General features: G+C 47.1%; 13 protein-coding genes. 7 read left to right on the top strand and 6 right to left on the bottom strand.

The features are described 5' to 3' along the window. The first annotated feature begins 50 nt into the window (after window positions 1-50). Window positions 51-881 (top strand): Hachiman antiphage defense system protein HamA, encoded by an 831-nt coding sequence (locus O71_RS05405; protein WP_007654086.1) that lies wholly within the window; start codon window positions 51-53, stop codon window positions 879-881. Then, entirely contained in the window at window positions 878-4,282 is a 3,405-nt protein-coding gene (locus O71_RS05400) for a DEAD/DEAH box helicase (protein ID WP_007654085.1), read from the top strand. The genes O71_RS05405 and O71_RS05400 overlap by 4 nt, the downstream gene beginning before the upstream one ends. A 147-nt stretch (window positions 4,283-4,429) precedes the next feature. On the opposite strand, the gene O71_RS21465 is transcribed toward O71_RS05400, so the two are convergent. The 3 genes from O71_RS21465 to O71_RS21455 are packed head-to-tail and all read right to left on the bottom strand — an operon-like array spanning window position 4,430 to window position 8,408. Next, window positions 4,430-4,852: a TaqI-like C-terminal specificity domain-containing protein gene (locus O71_RS21465; protein WP_007654084.1), complete on the bottom strand. Its 423-nt coding sequence runs from the start codon at window positions 4,850-4,852 to the stop codon at window positions 4,430-4,432. Between the two features lie 56 nt (window positions 4,853-4,908). After that, window positions 4,909-6,987 carry an Eco57I restriction-modification methylase domain-containing protein gene (locus tag O71_RS21460; RefSeq protein ID WP_051017708.1) on the bottom strand — a complete coding sequence of 693 codons (2,079 nt, stop codon included), beginning with the start codon at window positions 6,985-6,987 and terminating at the stop codon, window positions 4,909-4,911. A gap of 11 nt (window positions 6,988-6,998) precedes the next feature. Then, the gene (locus tag O71_RS21455; RefSeq protein WP_051017707.1) at window positions 6,999-8,408 is read right to left on the bottom strand and encodes a hypothetical protein; all 1,410 of its coding nucleotides are present in this window, start codon (window positions 8,406-8,408) and stop codon (window positions 6,999-7,001) included. Window positions 8,409-8,595: 187 nt separating this feature from the next. Here O71_RS21455 and treF point away from each other — a divergent pair, with 187 nt between their 5' ends. After that, the gene (gene treF / locus O71_RS05390) at window positions 8,596-10,158 is read left to right on the top strand and encodes an alpha,alpha-trehalase TreF (RefSeq protein ID WP_007654083.1); all 1,563 of its coding nucleotides are present in this window, start codon (window positions 8,596-8,598) and stop codon (window positions 10,156-10,158) included. Between the two features lie 12 nt (window positions 10,159-10,170). Then, window positions 10,171-10,956 (top strand): tRNA pseudouridine(38-40) synthase TruA, encoded by a 786-nt coding sequence (gene truA, locus O71_RS05385; protein WP_007654081.1) that lies wholly within the window; start codon window positions 10,171-10,173, stop codon window positions 10,954-10,956. Window positions 10,957-11,079: 123 nt separating this feature from the next. Here the strand turns inward: truA and O71_RS05380 are convergent, their stop codons facing one another. The 3 genes from O71_RS05380 to O71_RS05370 all read right to left on the bottom strand — a co-directional run bounded on the left by O71_RS05380 (window position 11,080) and on the right by O71_RS05370 (window position 13,154). Then, entirely contained in the window at window positions 11,080-11,589 is a 510-nt protein-coding gene (locus O71_RS05380; RefSeq protein WP_007654080.1) for an SRPBCC domain-containing protein, read from the bottom strand. Further along, window positions 11,586-11,906, bottom strand: coding sequence for a helix-turn-helix transcriptional regulator (locus O71_RS05375; protein WP_007654079.1), 321 nt, complete (start codon window positions 11,904-11,906; stop codon window positions 11,586-11,588). Before O71_RS05375 ends, O71_RS05380 begins: the two co-directional genes overlap by 4 nt. 108 nt (window positions 11,907-12,014) lie before the next feature. Next, window positions 12,015-13,154: a DUF3616 domain-containing protein gene (locus O71_RS05370; protein ID WP_007654078.1), complete on the bottom strand. Its 1,140-nt coding sequence runs from the start codon at window positions 13,152-13,154 to the stop codon at window positions 12,015-12,017. 127 nt (window positions 13,155-13,281) lie between these two features. Here O71_RS05370 and O71_RS27095 point away from each other — a divergent pair, with 127 nt between their 5' ends. The 3 genes from O71_RS27095 (at window position 13,282) to O71_RS05360 (ending at window position 15,492) form a co-directional block, all read left to right on the top strand. Beyond that, entirely contained in the window at window positions 13,282-13,458 is a 177-nt protein-coding gene (locus O71_RS27095) for a hypothetical protein (RefSeq protein WP_369750888.1), read from the top strand. A gap of 14 nt (window positions 13,459-13,472) precedes the next feature. Beyond that, the gene (locus tag O71_RS05365) at window positions 13,473-14,297 is read left to right on the top strand and encodes a proline iminopeptidase-family hydrolase (RefSeq protein WP_007654076.1); all 825 of its coding nucleotides are present in this window, start codon (window positions 13,473-13,475) and stop codon (window positions 14,295-14,297) included. 61 nt (window positions 14,298-14,358) lie between these two features. Then, window positions 14,359-15,492 (top strand): ATP-binding protein, encoded by a 1,134-nt coding sequence (locus tag O71_RS05360; protein ID WP_007654074.1) that lies wholly within the window; start codon window positions 14,359-14,361, stop codon window positions 15,490-15,492. Window positions 15,493-15,498 lie beyond the last annotated feature (6 nt).

Below are 15,498 nucleotides of genomic sequence, written 5' to 3'. Positions count from 1 at the left end.
ACTAGATTATTTAATCTAACTTCACATATATTCTAATTAAGCAAGATATCATGATTAACGAATGGCTAGAATATGAGGAGTTAAATCCTTGCCCATATAAATTTAAACTCATCAATGTTTCTGAAAGAAAAGATATTGATGAGGATGTAAAGAGCTTTCTTGGTAAAGAAATCATAGAGTCATATAGACACCTTGATTTCCTCAAGTTCATGTATGAGGAAAGTAGTGAACAAGAATTAATAGATTACATAAATAAGCAAGTCTTTTCTACTGATCAGCATCAATTAGGTAAAAATGTTACTCAAGGAGATTTTGGAGAAATATTAGCTTATCTAATCGTTACTTATTTTCAAGGTTTGACTGTCCCTCTTAGAAAAATGAGATGGAAGTTTAATAAAGATAAGTCTGTTTTCAGCACAGACATGGTAGCTCATAATTCAGTAGCCCCATTAACAGATTTCTATTACTATGAGATCAAAACAAAATTACAACTAGCAAAGGAATATCCGGTCTCAGGTGAACCTGGACAATATATTACTGTGATTGCTCATAATAGTTTATTAAAAGAAGAACAATCTCCAACATATGGTATTGCAGATTTCCTTTTAAGACTGAATTACGAAAAGCATGACTTTGAGGAAGCGACGAAATGGAAAGATGTAGTTAAGAATCCAAATAAGTATAACCGCAATTATGAACTCTTCTTTGTAATCGAAAGAGAAAAATTCCTAAGTAACATAATCACAGATTTAGAGGACTTACCTCCAAGTATAAGCCCTTTAAATGTAACTGTTGTACTTATAAAAAATTTAGGACGTCTAATAGTAGAGATGAAAAAAAAGGCTATTGATGAAGCTGTAAATTTTGTATTTGAAAAATGAGAAAAGAGGAGTTCATTGCGTCTATTGAAGCAAACTTAGAAGAAGTCTTAAATGATTACTTTTATAAAAATTACAAAAACCAGATCCTAGCTCGAAGATTAAGTGTTGAGTTTACTAAAACCTATAATGAAGAATTCCTTTGGAACAGGGCCCTCTTTTTATCTACAAGCTCTTGTATACTTTTAAGCGAAAATGCTAATAGAAGGCTAGCTTCAAGAGGTCTTAAAGAAAGCGCAGAAATTTATGAGTATTTAGGCTTGATCTCTGAAGAATATGATAGAGATTTTTCAAAAATCCTTTCTTCATTAAGCTACGATTTAGCGGGGTATCAAGCCAATGCTCAATGTCTAATAAGAGACATTTTAAATTATAGCCTCACAAGTAAGGAGCAACATAACCTGCTTCAAGAAGATAATTATATTTTAAGCCACATTACACTTATACTTAATAAAAATATTGCAAAAGCTAAAACTCTAATTAATCGAAGCGAGTCAAATAAGGTTGGCATTAAGTATTTTGATGAAGCTATTAGTAAATGGTATAACAACATACTATACTTTGATGAAAATGATTTTTTGTCATCAATAAATAAGTCTTATCAGTTCTTCTTGGATACTAGAAACATTCACATTTCACACCTACTTTTTTTATTAAAAGCACGTTTAGAGATTTATCTTGAAAGATCAATTTGGGAAAATCTAAGACAAGATGAAGGTATACGAAATAGCCTTATTTGGAAAAAGTATGTAAAGCTTCTAACACATGACTTATATACAAGTAGTGGAATTAAAGAAATAGATAAAAGAACTTCAAAATTCGAGTTTTGGATTTCTCAACTTCGTGCAGTTCAACAGCAGGTATTATCAGATGATAACTTCGTTATTCAAATGCCAACAAGTGCAGGTAAAACTTTCATTGCAGAGATCACAATTCTTAATAGCCTCATAAAGCATCCTGACAAGAAATGTATTTACATAGCTCCTTTCAGAGCACTAACAAATGAAAAGGAAATAGAACTATCTAATTATCTGTCTAAATTAGGTTATTCTATTTCATCACTTTCTGGAAGCTATGAAATAGATGAATTTCAGCAGATTATATTGGAAGACACAGATGTTCTAATTGCTACCCCTGAAAAAATAGATCTGTTGTTTCGATTAAATCCTGACTACTTTGATAATGTATCCTTACTTGTTATAGATGAAGGTCATATTGTAGGAGAAATTAGTACTCGTGCCAGTTTAGTAGAATTTTTACTAATAAAAATAAGAATCAAAGTACCGGAAATAAAGACACTTTTTATATCCGCTGTAATGCCTCCTACCAATGCTGATGAGTATTCACTTTGGCTAAGTAACAAGAAAGAGAATGTTATTAGATCATTGAACGATTATGATACCCCTCAGGATGAACAATGGGAACCTACAAGAAAACTTATAGGAAGCTTTACTTGGGAGGGTGATAATGGACGAATAACATTTGCTGATATTGAAACAGAAGACGAAAGAACAAGAGTGAAAAGAGGAGCTTTCGTACCTGCAATCATTAAGAAAAAACAATATGCTTCTTCTTTTCCTAATGGTACCAATAAAGCTCAAACTTCAGCAAGCCTTGCTCTTGAGCTATCAAAAGATGGTTTGTGTTTAGTCTTTTGTGCTCAAGTAGCAAACACTAAGCAAGTTGGGGAAGCATTTATAAGCATTTTAGATAAACTTGAAGAAAGTGGTCAACAAGTGCCTACATCTTTTGTAAAGAATAAAGAACGTGAATCATATTTCTTTGCTGCAAAATGGTTCCCAGAAGATTCATACATTCCGAAATGCTTGGAAAGAGGAATTGGAATTCATTTTGGCGATCTCCCTGAACAAGTTAGACAATCAGTAGAAACTGATTATAACTCTGGCAATCTGAAGGTTCTTATCTCTACTAATACAATTGGTCAAGGGTTAAACTTTCCAATTAAGCACCTCATTATTCATTCAACTTTGATTTCACATAAAATCCCACTCAAAGTAAGAGATTTTTGGAATATCGTTGGGCGTGCTGGAAGAGCCTGTAAAGAAACTGAAGGGCAAATCATTTTTGTAATAAATAGCCCTACTGACAGAAGAGCTTATAATAAATACATTAACAAACGAAATTTAGAAGAAGCACATAGTATCTTTTATAAAGTCTTAGATGAACGTTCTAAAAGATTGATAGATTTCGACACACTTCTCCATAATATTCAAATTCTTTCAGAACCTTACCTTCTCAACCTCTTAATTGAAGAATCTGTTGAGACTGAAACAGAATTATTGGTAGAAAGAATTATCGATAATAGTTTGTTTAAGATACAGGCCGCAGAAAGAGGAACCAATATTGAGCCTCTACAAAGATCTTTTAGGGAAACTATCACAAAAATAAGAGATGAGGTTCCTGCAGAATTATTACCTGTCTTCGGTGAAACAGGATTTTCTGTTGAAAGTAATAAAGCGATAGCGGGCTATATTGACGCTAATATTGAAGAACTTAAAACAAAGGTTCAAGCGGATGATTATTTAGGTTTATTAGAGTCAATAACAAAACTGTTTAGCGAAGGAAAAATATATGAGGTATACATAGATAAACTCAAAAAAGCAGGGCTTGATGCCTTTAAAGTCATTGATACACTAAAATCATGGATTAACGGTAATGACATCAAGACAGTTCAAGAGGAATGGCAAAAGATCAGTGATGATCAGCTATTACTAAATATATTACTTTCTCAAGGATTTTATTATCGTTACACTTGGGGTATCACCTCTTTCAATACTATTTTAACTTTTAAACTAGGTGTGAGCAGGGATGAATTACCTGAAGGTATAAATAACTTGCAGACATTTGTAAAGTATGGCCTTAACAACTCAACAGCTTGTTTAGCCAGATCTTTAGGTATCAAAAATAGAGACATAGCTTTACTTCTAGCTGAAAAATCAGATGGATTATCAGGAAGGGCATTTATAAAATGGCTATCCAATTTAACTACTGAAGATGTTTTAAGTTTCCAAATTAATCAGTACGATAGCAAGAATGTCCTTTATACTGCTATGACGTTGTCTTCTAATCGTGGCGGTAACATCCCCGAAACTTTCGATTTTGAGATACGTGGCACAGCCTATGAAGTGGACCGAAGAGTTTCCTCACTTTCAGTTAAAGTGGGTGAAAACTTGACTTATTCTCGTGATCACTCGAATTCTTACGATACCTATGCTATAACAATCTTAAAAGATAATATCCAAATAGGATTTGTTCCTAGAGAATTCTCCAAATTAATTGCTGTCGAAATCGATATCAACGAAGAAGAGTATAATCTTTTAGTTACAAGTGTTACCTCAAAAACTACCTACAACAGCATCTCAGTAAGAATGTCAAAAATCTAGCATGATCAATAATTTAATAATCTGGCACGAGCTTGCAGCTCGTGCTTTTCTTTTCCACGTAGCCATACCTTCATCACTAGTGAGATTATAAGCGACAAGCTCCCACTAGCCCAAAATCTTACAGTTTAGACTACGCCAGTTGAATCCTTAATTACTCAAGTATAAAGCAGCTTCATACTCCTCCCGCGGCATAGCAAAGCCTGGCTCCACGAGCAGCACTTCGTCATAGGTGAGGTTGTAGAGGCGGTATACCTGCAGATCGATCGCAGCTTCCAGCGCATCCGTATCAGCACTGGCATCGGCCTGCTTCGCCGCCAGTACCTGCTCTACCAATGCCAGTATACCTGCTTTCGTTTCTTCGTCGGCTTGGGCGATGGGGAGTTGTGAAACATAAACTGGCTTGTACTCGAAATAACCGCCTTGCTTTGTAGAAGAGATAGATTTAAGGAAGAAATCCACGGCTTCAGAATTGAGCAAGCCTAGAAGGTATAAATCATCTAGCGCGATAATTGAAGTTTTATCGTTTGAGTAATTGCCATCGATATCGAAGGTATAGCTTCCTTTTCTCACGATTGCAGGTATAATAATCTTAGGGTTTTCAAATTCATTATAGTAAGCACAAGCTCTTAACTCCCACCAAAAATTACCTTGATCAGCCGCTTCTTAGCCTTTTCTTCATGAAGTGATAGATAATTAGCCAGAGCAGAAAAGTTCTCCTGAAGCCACTTCCAGGCTTGCTCTTCATTCACATTGCCAGCTCTTTCTTTCGTGAAACCAGCTGGGAACAAAATCAAATACTTATCAGACTTCGGTGGCATATACCGCTTCACATCCCGTCCAGCTAAAAACGGTTTAATCACCTCTGCACTTCTCGGATCTTCCGCAATCAATCTGTCTTTCGTAGCTTCATCAATCACAAAAGCTTCGTTCAACCCAGTGAGCACGCCACGGTAAATTTTCCCCTCCACATACTCCCCCAATGGTATACCTGTGTTCTTCAGCTTTTCGAGCAGTTGCTGGGAGGTGCTGTCGGAGAGCGACCAACCCGATTCAGGCAGCAGATTTGCCTGTACCCAATAGCCGTTGTTCTGCAGGTACTCAGACAGTCCGCGCTCAAAATAGAGGGTGTCTATACCTGCGGCCTGCAAGGTATAGTCTTCTTCTGCGGGAGCCGTTTTGGTAACCGACACAATGAGCGGGTAGGTGGTGGCTTCTTCGAACACCGGCAGATCGCCGAAGTCGAGGAGCTGCTGCAAGGTATAGGTCTGCACCCAGCCACGGAGCGCCTGCCCATAGCCAGCCCGCATCCACTTGTTCGGCACAATGTAACTGAACTGGCCGCCTTCGCGCAGCAGGTCGATGCCCCGCTCCACAAAGTATACATACAGGTCGGCAGTGCCGGCAAAGGTTGCAAAGTGCTTTTTCAGGTATAGCTTAAAGTCGCCGAGCTCCTCCTGCCGGATGTACGGCGGGTTGCCGATCACCACATCGAAGCCGCGGTAATTGCCCTGCTCGTCGAGCACTTCCGGAAACTCAAAACGCCATTCAAAAGCGCCCTCGTATACCTTGTTCGTCTCGATCTGCTCGCGCTCCGCTTCCAGCTTCTGCAGCTCCTTTTTCATTTTGGCAAGCTTGGTTTTGTCTACCTTCACCGCCCCGAAAAGATCCGGGTCCTGCACGGCCGCAATGGTGCCACGCAGCTTCGCCATGCGCTGGCGCAGCGGGTCGTTGTTGGCCAGCGTGGTCCGGAAGCCCTGTTTGATCTCCTCCAGAAAATGTACCAGCCGCTTTTTCGTCTCTTTGGAATTGGTGTGCTTATACTCCCCCACCGCCTCGCGGTAAGCCTGCAGACTGTGCCCCTTCTTGCCAAACGCCTCGTGCAGGTCGGCCGTCAGCGGGTAACGGCTCAGCAGCGAGTTGCCCTGCTTGATGTTGATGTCGATGTTGGGGAGTGTTTGAAGCTGCGTAAATTTGTCTGAATCAGGATTTTCAGGATTAGAGGATTTCCAGGATTCAGAACGTAAAGAATTTTTAGGATTTAAAGAATTACTCTCTGCGGAAATCCTGTTAATCTTAAAATCCTGTAAATCCTGATTCTGACAATAATAAGCATTCTTCAGCAGCTCGATCCAGAGGCGCAGGCGGCAGATCTTGACCGAGTTCGGGTTGATGTCCACACCGAAGAGGCAGTTCTCGATGATCGTCTGCTTTTCGTGGAAGAGCGTTTCCTGCAGCTCCTGCACCTGCGGGTTGATGCTGCGGTGGCCGTCGGGGTGCTGGTGCACGGTATAGCTGAAGAGCTCGCCGTAGTAGTCGGTCACGATCAGCTCGTCGTTCTGCACCTCGATGCTGCCATAGTGCAGGGGCTTGCCCTGCCGGTTGAGCAGCACCCGCAGCTCGGCCTTGATCACGATCAGCTCGTTGAGCGCACTCACCAGGTAGTGCCCCGAGCCCACCGCCGGGTCGCAGATGCGCAGGCTATTGAGGATCTGGTTGGCCTCCAGCGCCGACTGCTGCGTGTGGTTGGCCATCAGCCGGAAGCGCAGCGCGTCGAAATCGGCCAGCTCCCAGGTATAGAACTCGTTGAAGCGCTGCACCACCGCACGGCGTATGGCCTCGCGGCTCATGTACATGGTAATAAAGCCGGGCGTATAGAAAGAGCCGTCGCGGTAGCCGTTTATTTTCTCGAAGATCAGGCCCAGCACCGAGGCCGTGATCAGCGTTTTGTTTTCCTCCTGTATGGCCTCCTTGCCCTCGGCCCGAAGTCGTAGCTGCCCAAAAAGCGCAGCATGTACTCCATGGTGCGCATATCGGCCTGCGACTTGCTCAGCACCTTGCCGGCTCCGTCGCGCAGCACTGTGCGCGTGTAGAGCGCCAGGCGGCTGTTGTCTTTCAGGTTCGAGATGCGCAGTGTGTGTTTCTCCAGCGCGGTGGTTTCAAACAGCGAAGAGTTCAGGTATGGGATGTGCCGGAACCTGTCGCGCACGTTGGCGCTGCGGCTCTCCGGTCGCTCGGCCAGCACATCAAAAAAGAGCTCGTTCAGGTCGTCGAACTCGCGCAGGTACTCCGGGTTCATAAAGGCGTATACCTTGTCGCCCTGGTGGTAACTGGCCAGCTGGGCTTCGAGCAGCTTCAGGAACAGGATGCGGTTCATCCAGGTGATACACAGCTCCAGCGCCACGTTAAAGAGCTGCTCTTCGCGGGTGTTGCCGTAGGTATAGGGGTTGTCGAGTCCCGACACCAGGTCTTCGGATTTCAGTTTCTGGTAAGCCGCCTCCAGCAGCGAGCCGGCATCGGGTCTGGCCTTGCGGCGGATCAGCTTGCGGCCTCCCTCCTTCACTTCCTCCAGCCCGATGATGTGCAGCAGCTCCAGGTAAAAGCCGGGGTCCAGCGAGTTGGCGTCGTTGGCAAACGGCTCTTTGAGCAGGTGCGCCGGCGAGAGCAGTTTGTAGAGGGCCACCAGCTTCACATCGTCCTTCAGGTCCTTGTTCTTGAGCGGCTTCTCGTATTCCTTCAGGTTAAACCAGGTATAGCTGATGCTCTCGGAAAGCCCGGCGATAAAAGGGGCCACGATCTCTTTGTAGAAGAAGTCGGTGCTGTTGCCGGACTTCTTGCCCTGGCTCCACTCCGTAAAGTCTTTTTTGAGTTGTCCGTTGCGGTAAAACAGGCGGTCGAACTCCAGGGCATCGAACACAAACCACTCGTGCACATTGGTGATGATGAGCTGCTTGAGGTCGTGGTTCTTGTGCTCCACCCGTTCGCGCAGGTAGTAGAGCACCAGTTCGTGCATGGCCTTGTAGTTCAGGTTGTCGGTGGTGGGCATGTCGCCTTTGTTGCCCGGCCGCTTCACTTCCAGCATCACCCCGGCAGGGCTCTTGGTATCGGCTCCGGTATGGATCACCAGGTCGGTTTTGCCTTTGGTGTTCACGCCATACTTATCGTAAAAAGCCGACTTCAGGAAGTCGCGCAAATGGTTCTTCACATGCTCCTCACTCTCGCTCAGGTCGATGCTGGTCAGCAGGGACCGCAGCGCTGCCTTGAATTGCTCCATCTCGGAGCGGGAGGTCTTGAGCCGGAGATACGCTTTGTTGAGTGCCTGGCGCGGACGAAGGATGTTGTGCTGCATGGGGTGCCGTGGATTTGTAAAGCAAGATAAGCATTCATAAGGAATTAAAAATTATGAATATTTATAAGAGCGCTGGCTAAGTGTCCTGGCTAAGAGTAACAGTACGAGCTGCAAGCTCGCACTAGCGTAAATATACCCCTAAAACATTTACCCCATAAAAACACTTTAACCTAAAAGCCAGAATTGCGTGAATACTGAAAACCTAAAACAAATGAGCGCTATAGAGCCCCCGCAGATATACAGTGTCGTTCCGGCCATTTTACCACCCGATCAGTTATTCGGACCGCTATTTCATGATGTTCAGATGAACCATGTATTTCCTGATTCCATCACGTTTGCCGACTGTTTTCCCAAGCGTGCCCCGGAAGAAATTCTTAGTTTATACGAAATCGAAAAGCATAAGAAAGATTTCGATCTGAAGGATTTTGTCTGTGAATATTTTGAAATCCCTTCCCCTATCAATACGGAGTACGAAAGCAACCAGCAACTGCCTGTTACAGAGCATATCCAACAGCTTTGGCCCCTGCTGACACGCACCTCCCAAACGAATTGCTCTATGTTGCCTGTCCCCAAATCCTATATCGTTCCGGGCGGAAGGTTCAGAGGCTTGTATTACTGGGACAGCTACTTTACCATGCTGGGCCTGCAATGTGCCGGGGAGCATGAACTGATCAGAGAGATGGTGGAAAATCTTGCTTATATGATTGATACCTATGGCCATATTCCGAATGCGAACCGCAGTTATTACCTGACACGTTCACAGCCGCCATTTTTTGCCCGGATCATACGGCTACTCTCCCAGATTGACGGACCGGATGTTTACACAAAATATCTCCCCCACCTGCAAAAAGAATATAACTACTGGATGGACGGATACTTTCGCCTTTCGGAAAAGGAGACGTATTTTCGCAGGGTAGTCCGGTGCCCGAACGGCAGTGTTTTGAACCGTTACTGGGACGACCTTCCGGCCCCTCGCCCTGAGTCGTATGTGGAGGATGTAGAAATGGCGCATCACGCAGCCCCGGCTGGCGTGGAGCCCGGAACACTCTACAGACACATAAGAGCAGCCTGTGAATCGGGTTGGGACTTTAGCTGCCGTTGGTTCAGAGAAGAGACGAAAATGGAAACCATTTATACAACCGATATTGTCCCTGTAGATCTGAACTGCCTGCTCTACGATCTGGAACTAACGTTATCGGAGGCGTATGCGCACAGCTCTTTTTCAGAGCCTTCGTCCTACTTCCTCCAAAAGGCGGAGAAGCGCAAAGAGGCCATGCTCAAACATTTCTGGCATGAGGAAAAGGGATTTTACATGGATTATGATGCGAACGCAAATCAATCCACTAAAATCATGTCGCTGGCTGGGGTGTTCCCGCTGTATTTCAAAATTGCCAGCAAAGAGCATGCACAGCAAGTGCACGAACATATTGTGAACAGTTTCTTGAAAAAGGGTGGCGTCGTTTCTTCTCTCCACGAGAGTGGGCAGCAATGGGATTATCCGAATGGCTGGGCGCCGATGCAGTACATGACGTATGTGGGGCTACTTAATTATGGCTTTGATGCTACCGCTGAAGAATTAAAAAAGCGATGGATTGCCCTGAACGATCAGGCTTTTAAGGCCACCGGCAAGATGATGGAAAAATACAACGTGGTAGACCCCGGCTCGGAAGCCGGAGGAGGAGAATACCCCAACCAGGATGGCTTTGGCTGGACGAACGGCGTCTATTTATGGATGATGCATAATTCCTGATCGAGAATATCCTTGCGCTACTTCTTTCATATCGGCTATAGCGGCACGCACTACAAAGGCTGGCAGCGACACCCTTACGGTATCGGCGTGCAGCAGGTGATGGAAGAGTGTCTGAAGAAGATTCTTAAGCAGCCGGTAGCGATCGTGGGTTGTGGCAGAACAGACGCCGGGGTACATGCGAGCCAGTTCTTTTTTCACCTGGATGTCGCGCAGCCCTGGGACTTTGATATGCTGTTCCGGCTGAACAAAGTACTGCCGCCCGATATCGCCGTGTTCGACATCATCCCGGTGGAGGGCCTGCCCCACGCCCGCTTCGATGCCAGCAAAAGAAGCTACGACTACTTTATCCATACCTACAAAGATCCCTTTCTGCACGAGGCAAGCGCCCTGTACCTGGTGCGGAACCTGAACCTGGATGCCATGCAGGCGGCCGCTGCCCTGCTCCTCCTTTACACCGATTACCGGAACTTCTGTATTACGCCGGCAGATCACGACAGCACCATCTGCCATGTAACAGAAGCCCGCTGGCTGACAAACCAGCAGGGAGACAGGCTGCGCTTTCACATTTCGGCCAACCGGTTTCTGAGTCGCATGATCCGCATCGTCGTGGGCAAGCTGCTGCAAGTCGGAAACGGCGTGCTCAGCTTGTCCGAGTTCGAAAGTTACCTGGCGCTGGAGGCAGCACCCAAGCACCTGACACCGGCTTATCCGCAGGGGCTATACCTGTCCAAAGTAAGCTACCCTTTCCTGGATATTCCGCCCCGCCCTGGCTTCTCTCCTGCCTTCCTGCAGGTATAGCTGCCAGCTGGCAGACAATCTAAGATATGCATTAAACTAAAAAAGCGGGGCTCTCCGGTGATGCACCAGCCCCGCTTTTATTTATGTTATTCAATATGATTCTTTGCCGCCGCTGCCAGACGCTTATGCCTCCTGTTTCTGAGCAGCCAGTAGTTCGTCAAGGCCTTCCATGGCACTGGTCAGGCCTTCTTTAAAGCCCATCTGGATGGTGGTTTCGAGCTGTGCCAGGTCATCGAATGTGATCAGGTTCTCTACCAGGGTCACCTCATCTTTGGGTGTAAAGCTTACCTCCCAATTTGATTGCGGCATTTCTGTATTTACCACGCCCTCCGCATCAGCAAAACCATCCAGTGCGGTAAAACGCTTTTTAGGATCAATGGTCTTGTAATTAGCCAATGCCCAGTGCTCTTCCCCTTCCGGACCCACCATGGCATAGTGCCAGTGGCCGCCTTCTCTGAAATCCATCGTTTTGGTGCGGGCTTTCCAGGGTTTGGGCGCCCACCATTGGTCCAGGATCTCGCTTTTAGTGTAAGCATCCCACACCAGCGGGAGCTCTGCTGCAAACTCTCTTTTAACGGTGATCGTTTTGTTTTCCTTGTTCACGGAAAACTCGAATTCAAGGTCCTTTTTCATGGCTTCTTTTGTTTTAGGTTTGATAATACATTGTCAAGTTCGTTGAAACGGTCTTCCCAGATCTTCCTGAACTGGTCCAGCCATTTGTCAATCTCTTTCATTTTAGCTACTTCCAGCTGATAGTAAATTTCCCTCCCCTGCTGCTCCTGTTTCACAAGCTGGCACTCCGTCAGGATCTGCAGGTGCTTTGAAATAGCTTGTCTGCTGGTGTCAAAATGTTCGGCAATAGCATTCGGCGTCATGGCCTGCAGGGCAATCAAACCAATAATGGCTCTTCGGGTGGGGTCAGCTATCGCCTGGAAAACATCTCTTCTCATGTGTCAGTCTAAATATGCAACCGTTTGTTTGCTAATATACGTGCAACTAATCGGTTGCGCAAATTATTTCAGCTATTTTTTTTGTATAACTTACTGAATAAGCGCCTTTTAACCAGGCATTATGCTGGAATACTTGTATCGAACCCTCGTTATCAGATCAGCTTCCCCTATACTTAAAATATCTGCCAGCACATCGTTTGCACACACTGTTCGCTCCTCCGCCGGGCTGTCGAATACCACCAGCACATGCTTGTCGTCGAGTATGGCAAGACCTTCCGCTTTGTCTTTACCGGTGTTCTCGCCTGTGCCGTGCGGCACCTCACACAGCCGCTCCAACTCGTTGTTATGCACCACCTGCTCCGTGTGCCCGTTCACGGCATTGCGCCAGCGGTAGATGGCAATCACGCCGTCGAGGTCCATGGTGGGACCGGCCAGCAGGTACACGTCGTCTCCGAAGATGCGCAGTTCCCGTATACCTTTGCCCCGCAGGTTCAGAAAGTGCTTCCGGTAAGGTTTTTCCTTTGTCAGCTGCTTCAGGTGCAGGATGCCCGCCTCGTCTTCCTCCGGCTCCACTTCCAGCACCATGGCCCAGCCACGTAGCACCGGACCACGCAGTCCGATGAAGATGCGGCTGCCGTGTACGGCCAGTCCTTCTATGTCGAAGCCGTTGTCTTTGCCGGGTATGTTCATGAAAGGCGCTATGTGCTCGTCCTGCTCCATCAATTCGGTTAGCAGGTTGCTCGTTCTGTCGCCCCGCAACTGCCCCGCCCGCAGCATTTTACCGGGCTGGTCGGGGTGCGCCACTTCTTTGTACAAGGTATAGTCACCCGTTTCAGGATCCTGAAGTATAGGGATGCGCGCCAGGATGTAGCGGTTTGGGTCGCTTTTGATTTGCGCCAGACGTTTGATCTGTTTGGCGATGGAGTCGTGCCGCTTCGGCTTTTTTCGCTTCAGGCTGTGGGAACCCACCAGCCAGAGGTAATGATCGGCCATGCCCATACCTTCTATGTCGATCTCACTGTGGTTCTGCGCCGGCAGGTCGAGGTAGGCATGCACATCAAAGGAGTGGTGCTTGCCAAAGGCTCCGTCAGGCAAACGGGTGAGGCGCTCAATGCTAGTACGCTCATCGCAGCTCAGCCATAAATTATCGCCAGTGAGCATGGCGGTAGAAAGCCCGTCGCGCACATGCTTGCCTTCGGCATTCAGGCTCAGGTCCGGGGAAAAGTTCAGTTTGATTTGTTCAGGCATGTTGTAAGATAGTATTTAAGTAGCACCTGTCAAGGTATACATACGCTTGCAATACCCAGCAACACAAAGCCATACTTTGTGTATATTCACCGTACATATTCCTTCTGCTCACCTTAAACAATAAACCATGAAATCACGCCTTTCCATTCGCCAGCTCTCCCCTTCCGAAAACTCAGGCAGCGCTACGCCTTCCGTAGCCGATTACCACAACTACGCCGGTACGGAACACGAACTGAGCGGCGGGGCTCGCCGGATCACCATCATACCCCGAAAGGTGAGTTTTTTGTCTGGACGAAGCGGGTAGGTAACAACCCAACCATGAAGCTGCTCCTGCTGCATGGCGGACCGGGCGGCACGCACGAGGCTTTTGAGTGTTTTCATAGTTATCTGCCAAAGGAGGGCATCGAGTATTACTACTACGACCAACTGGGCTCCCACTACAGCGACAAGCCCGACGATACCAGCCTTTGGGAAATCGACCGATTTGTGGAGGAAGTGGAACAGGTGCGGCAGGCGCTGCAACTGGATAAGAGCAATTTATACCTGCTGGGCCACTCCTGGGGCGGCATTCTGGCCATGGAGTACGCGCTCCGGTACCAGCAGCACCTCAAAGGCCTGATCATCTCGAATATGATGTCGAGCGTACCTGCCTACAACCGCTATGCCGACGAGGTGCTGGGGCCGAAGATGCCAGCCGAGGTGCTGGCCGAGATCAAGCAGATAGAGGCCAACAACGATTTTGAGAACCCGCGCTACATGGAGCTCCTGCTGCCGCACTTCTATACCCAGCATGCCCTGCGTATGCCGCTGGAAGAATGGCCGGACCCGGCACTGCGCATGCTCGACCACATGAACCAAAGCATCTACGTGCAGATGCAGGGCCCAAGCGAGTTCGGCATCCGGGGAAATGCCTCACTGCTGAATTGGGACCGCTCCCAACACCTGTCCGATATAAAGGTGCCCACACTCACCATCGGCGGTCAGCACGACACCATGGACCCGCAACACATGGAGTGGATGGCCACGCAGTTTCCGAACGGCCGTTACCTGCATTGCCCCGAAGGCAGCCACATGGCTTTCTATGACGATCAGAAAACCTACTTTGAAGGACTGGTGAATTTTATGAAGGACGTGGATCGGTAGCATTGCCATAACCTGTGCCATGGGAATAGAGTAAATAGCTTAGAACTTTCGCTTTTTACCCATGAATCCACTGCATGATCCGGAAAGGATCAACTCCTATTTTATTCAGCAGATAAAAGACTATGCCATTTTCGCGATGGACACCGAGGGTATTATTGCCACCTGGAACCAGGGCGTAGAGCAACTGAAGGGGTATAAGGAAGAAGAATTTGTTGGCGAGTTTTATGGCATGCTCTTCCCGGAGGAGTACCAGCAGGCGGGCAAACCCGAGTTGGAAATGAAATCTGCCCTGGAAAACGGCGTTTACGAAGCGAAAGACTGGCGCAGGCGAAAAGACGGTTCTTTGTTCTGGGCCACCGTTAAACTAACCCCTATTTTTGCCGATGGCAAACACATTGGATTTACGAAGATCACCGGCGACCTAACCGAGCAGAAAGCGCTGCAGGATAAACTCGCTGCTCGCCAGCAGAGCGCCCTCGAGCACAAGAATACCGAGCTGCAGCGCATCAACCTCGACCTGGACACCTTCGTGTACACAGCCTCCCATGACCTGCGGTCTCCGATCATGAACATTGAGGCGCTGATGGGTATTCTGAAAAAGGAACTAGTAGCGGTTAACGCGCTGAACAATGAAATTGAGGAGATCGTGCAGCATGTGGTGGATTCGGTTGACCGGTTCAAGCGAACGATTGCCGACCTGACTGAGATCAGCAGGATGCAGAAAGGGTTCAGCGAAAGCGCCTCGGATGAAGTGATCAACATCAAGGAGGTATATGATGAGATCATGGCCGACCTGAACAAGCCGGATAAGCTGAAAGACTGCTTTATCCATACCGACCTGCAGGTATACCAGCTGAAGTTTTCGCGCAAGAACTTCAGGAGCATCTTATACAACCTGATCAGCAATGCCATCAAGTTTCAGGCGCCGGACCGTGACTGCCTCATCACCTTAAGCACCCGCCTGCAAGGGTCCAGTGTACTGCTCAGCATCAAAGACAATGGCCTGGGCGTCAACAGCCGTCAGCAACAGCAGCTGTTCACCATGTTCAAGCGGTTTCATGACCACGTGGAAGGCACCGGCATCGGGCTCTATATGGTGAAGCGCATCGTGGAGAATGCCGGCGGCAAAATAGAAGTGGAAAGTGAAGAGAATGTCGGCACAGAATTCAGGCTCTACTTTCCGGCAGCGGTATAAGGTCTC

Source organism: Pontibacter sp. BAB1700 (genome assembly GCF_000277005.1).
Taxonomy (GTDB): Bacteria; Bacteroidota; Bacteroidia; order Cytophagales; family Hymenobacteraceae; genus Pontibacter; species Pontibacter lucknowensis.
Note: the sequence above shows the minus strand (reverse complement) of the source record. Positions and strands in the feature narration are given on the sequence as shown.

What these genes read in the sequence shown, in the direction of transcription:
- O71_RS05405 (WP_007654086.1), top strand. Translation starts at nt 51, where the DNA reads ATGATTAACGAATGGCTAGAATATGAGGAGTTAAATCCTTGCCCATAT.
- O71_RS05400 (WP_007654085.1), top strand. Translation starts at nt 878, where the DNA reads ATGAGAAAAGAGGAGTTCATTGCGTCTATTGAAGCAAACTTAGAAGAA.
- O71_RS21455 (WP_051017707.1), bottom strand. Translation starts at nt 8,408, where the DNA reads ATGCAGCACAACATCCTTCGTCCGCGCCAGGCACTCAACAAAGCGTAT.
- O71_RS05380 (WP_007654080.1), bottom strand. Translation starts at nt 11,589, where the DNA reads ATGAAAAAGGACCTTGAATTCGAGTTTTCCGTGAACAAGGAAAACAAA.
- O71_RS05375 (WP_007654079.1), bottom strand. Translation starts at nt 11,906, where the DNA reads ATGAGAAGAGATGTTTTCCAGGCGATAGCTGACCCCACCCGAAGAGCC.
- O71_RS05370 (WP_007654078.1), bottom strand. Translation starts at nt 13,154, where the DNA reads ATGCCTGAACAAATCAAACTGAACTTTTCCCCGGACCTGAGCCTGAAT.
- O71_RS27095 (WP_369750888.1), top strand. Translation starts at nt 13,282, where the DNA reads ATGAAATCACGCCTTTCCATTCGCCAGCTCTCCCCTTCCGAAAACTCA.
- O71_RS05365 (WP_007654076.1), top strand. Translation starts at nt 13,473, where the DNA reads ATGAAGCTGCTCCTGCTGCATGGCGGACCGGGCGGCACGCACGAGGCT.
- O71_RS05360 (WP_007654074.1), top strand. Translation starts at nt 14,359, where the DNA reads ATGAATCCACTGCATGATCCGGAAAGGATCAACTCCTATTTTATTCAG.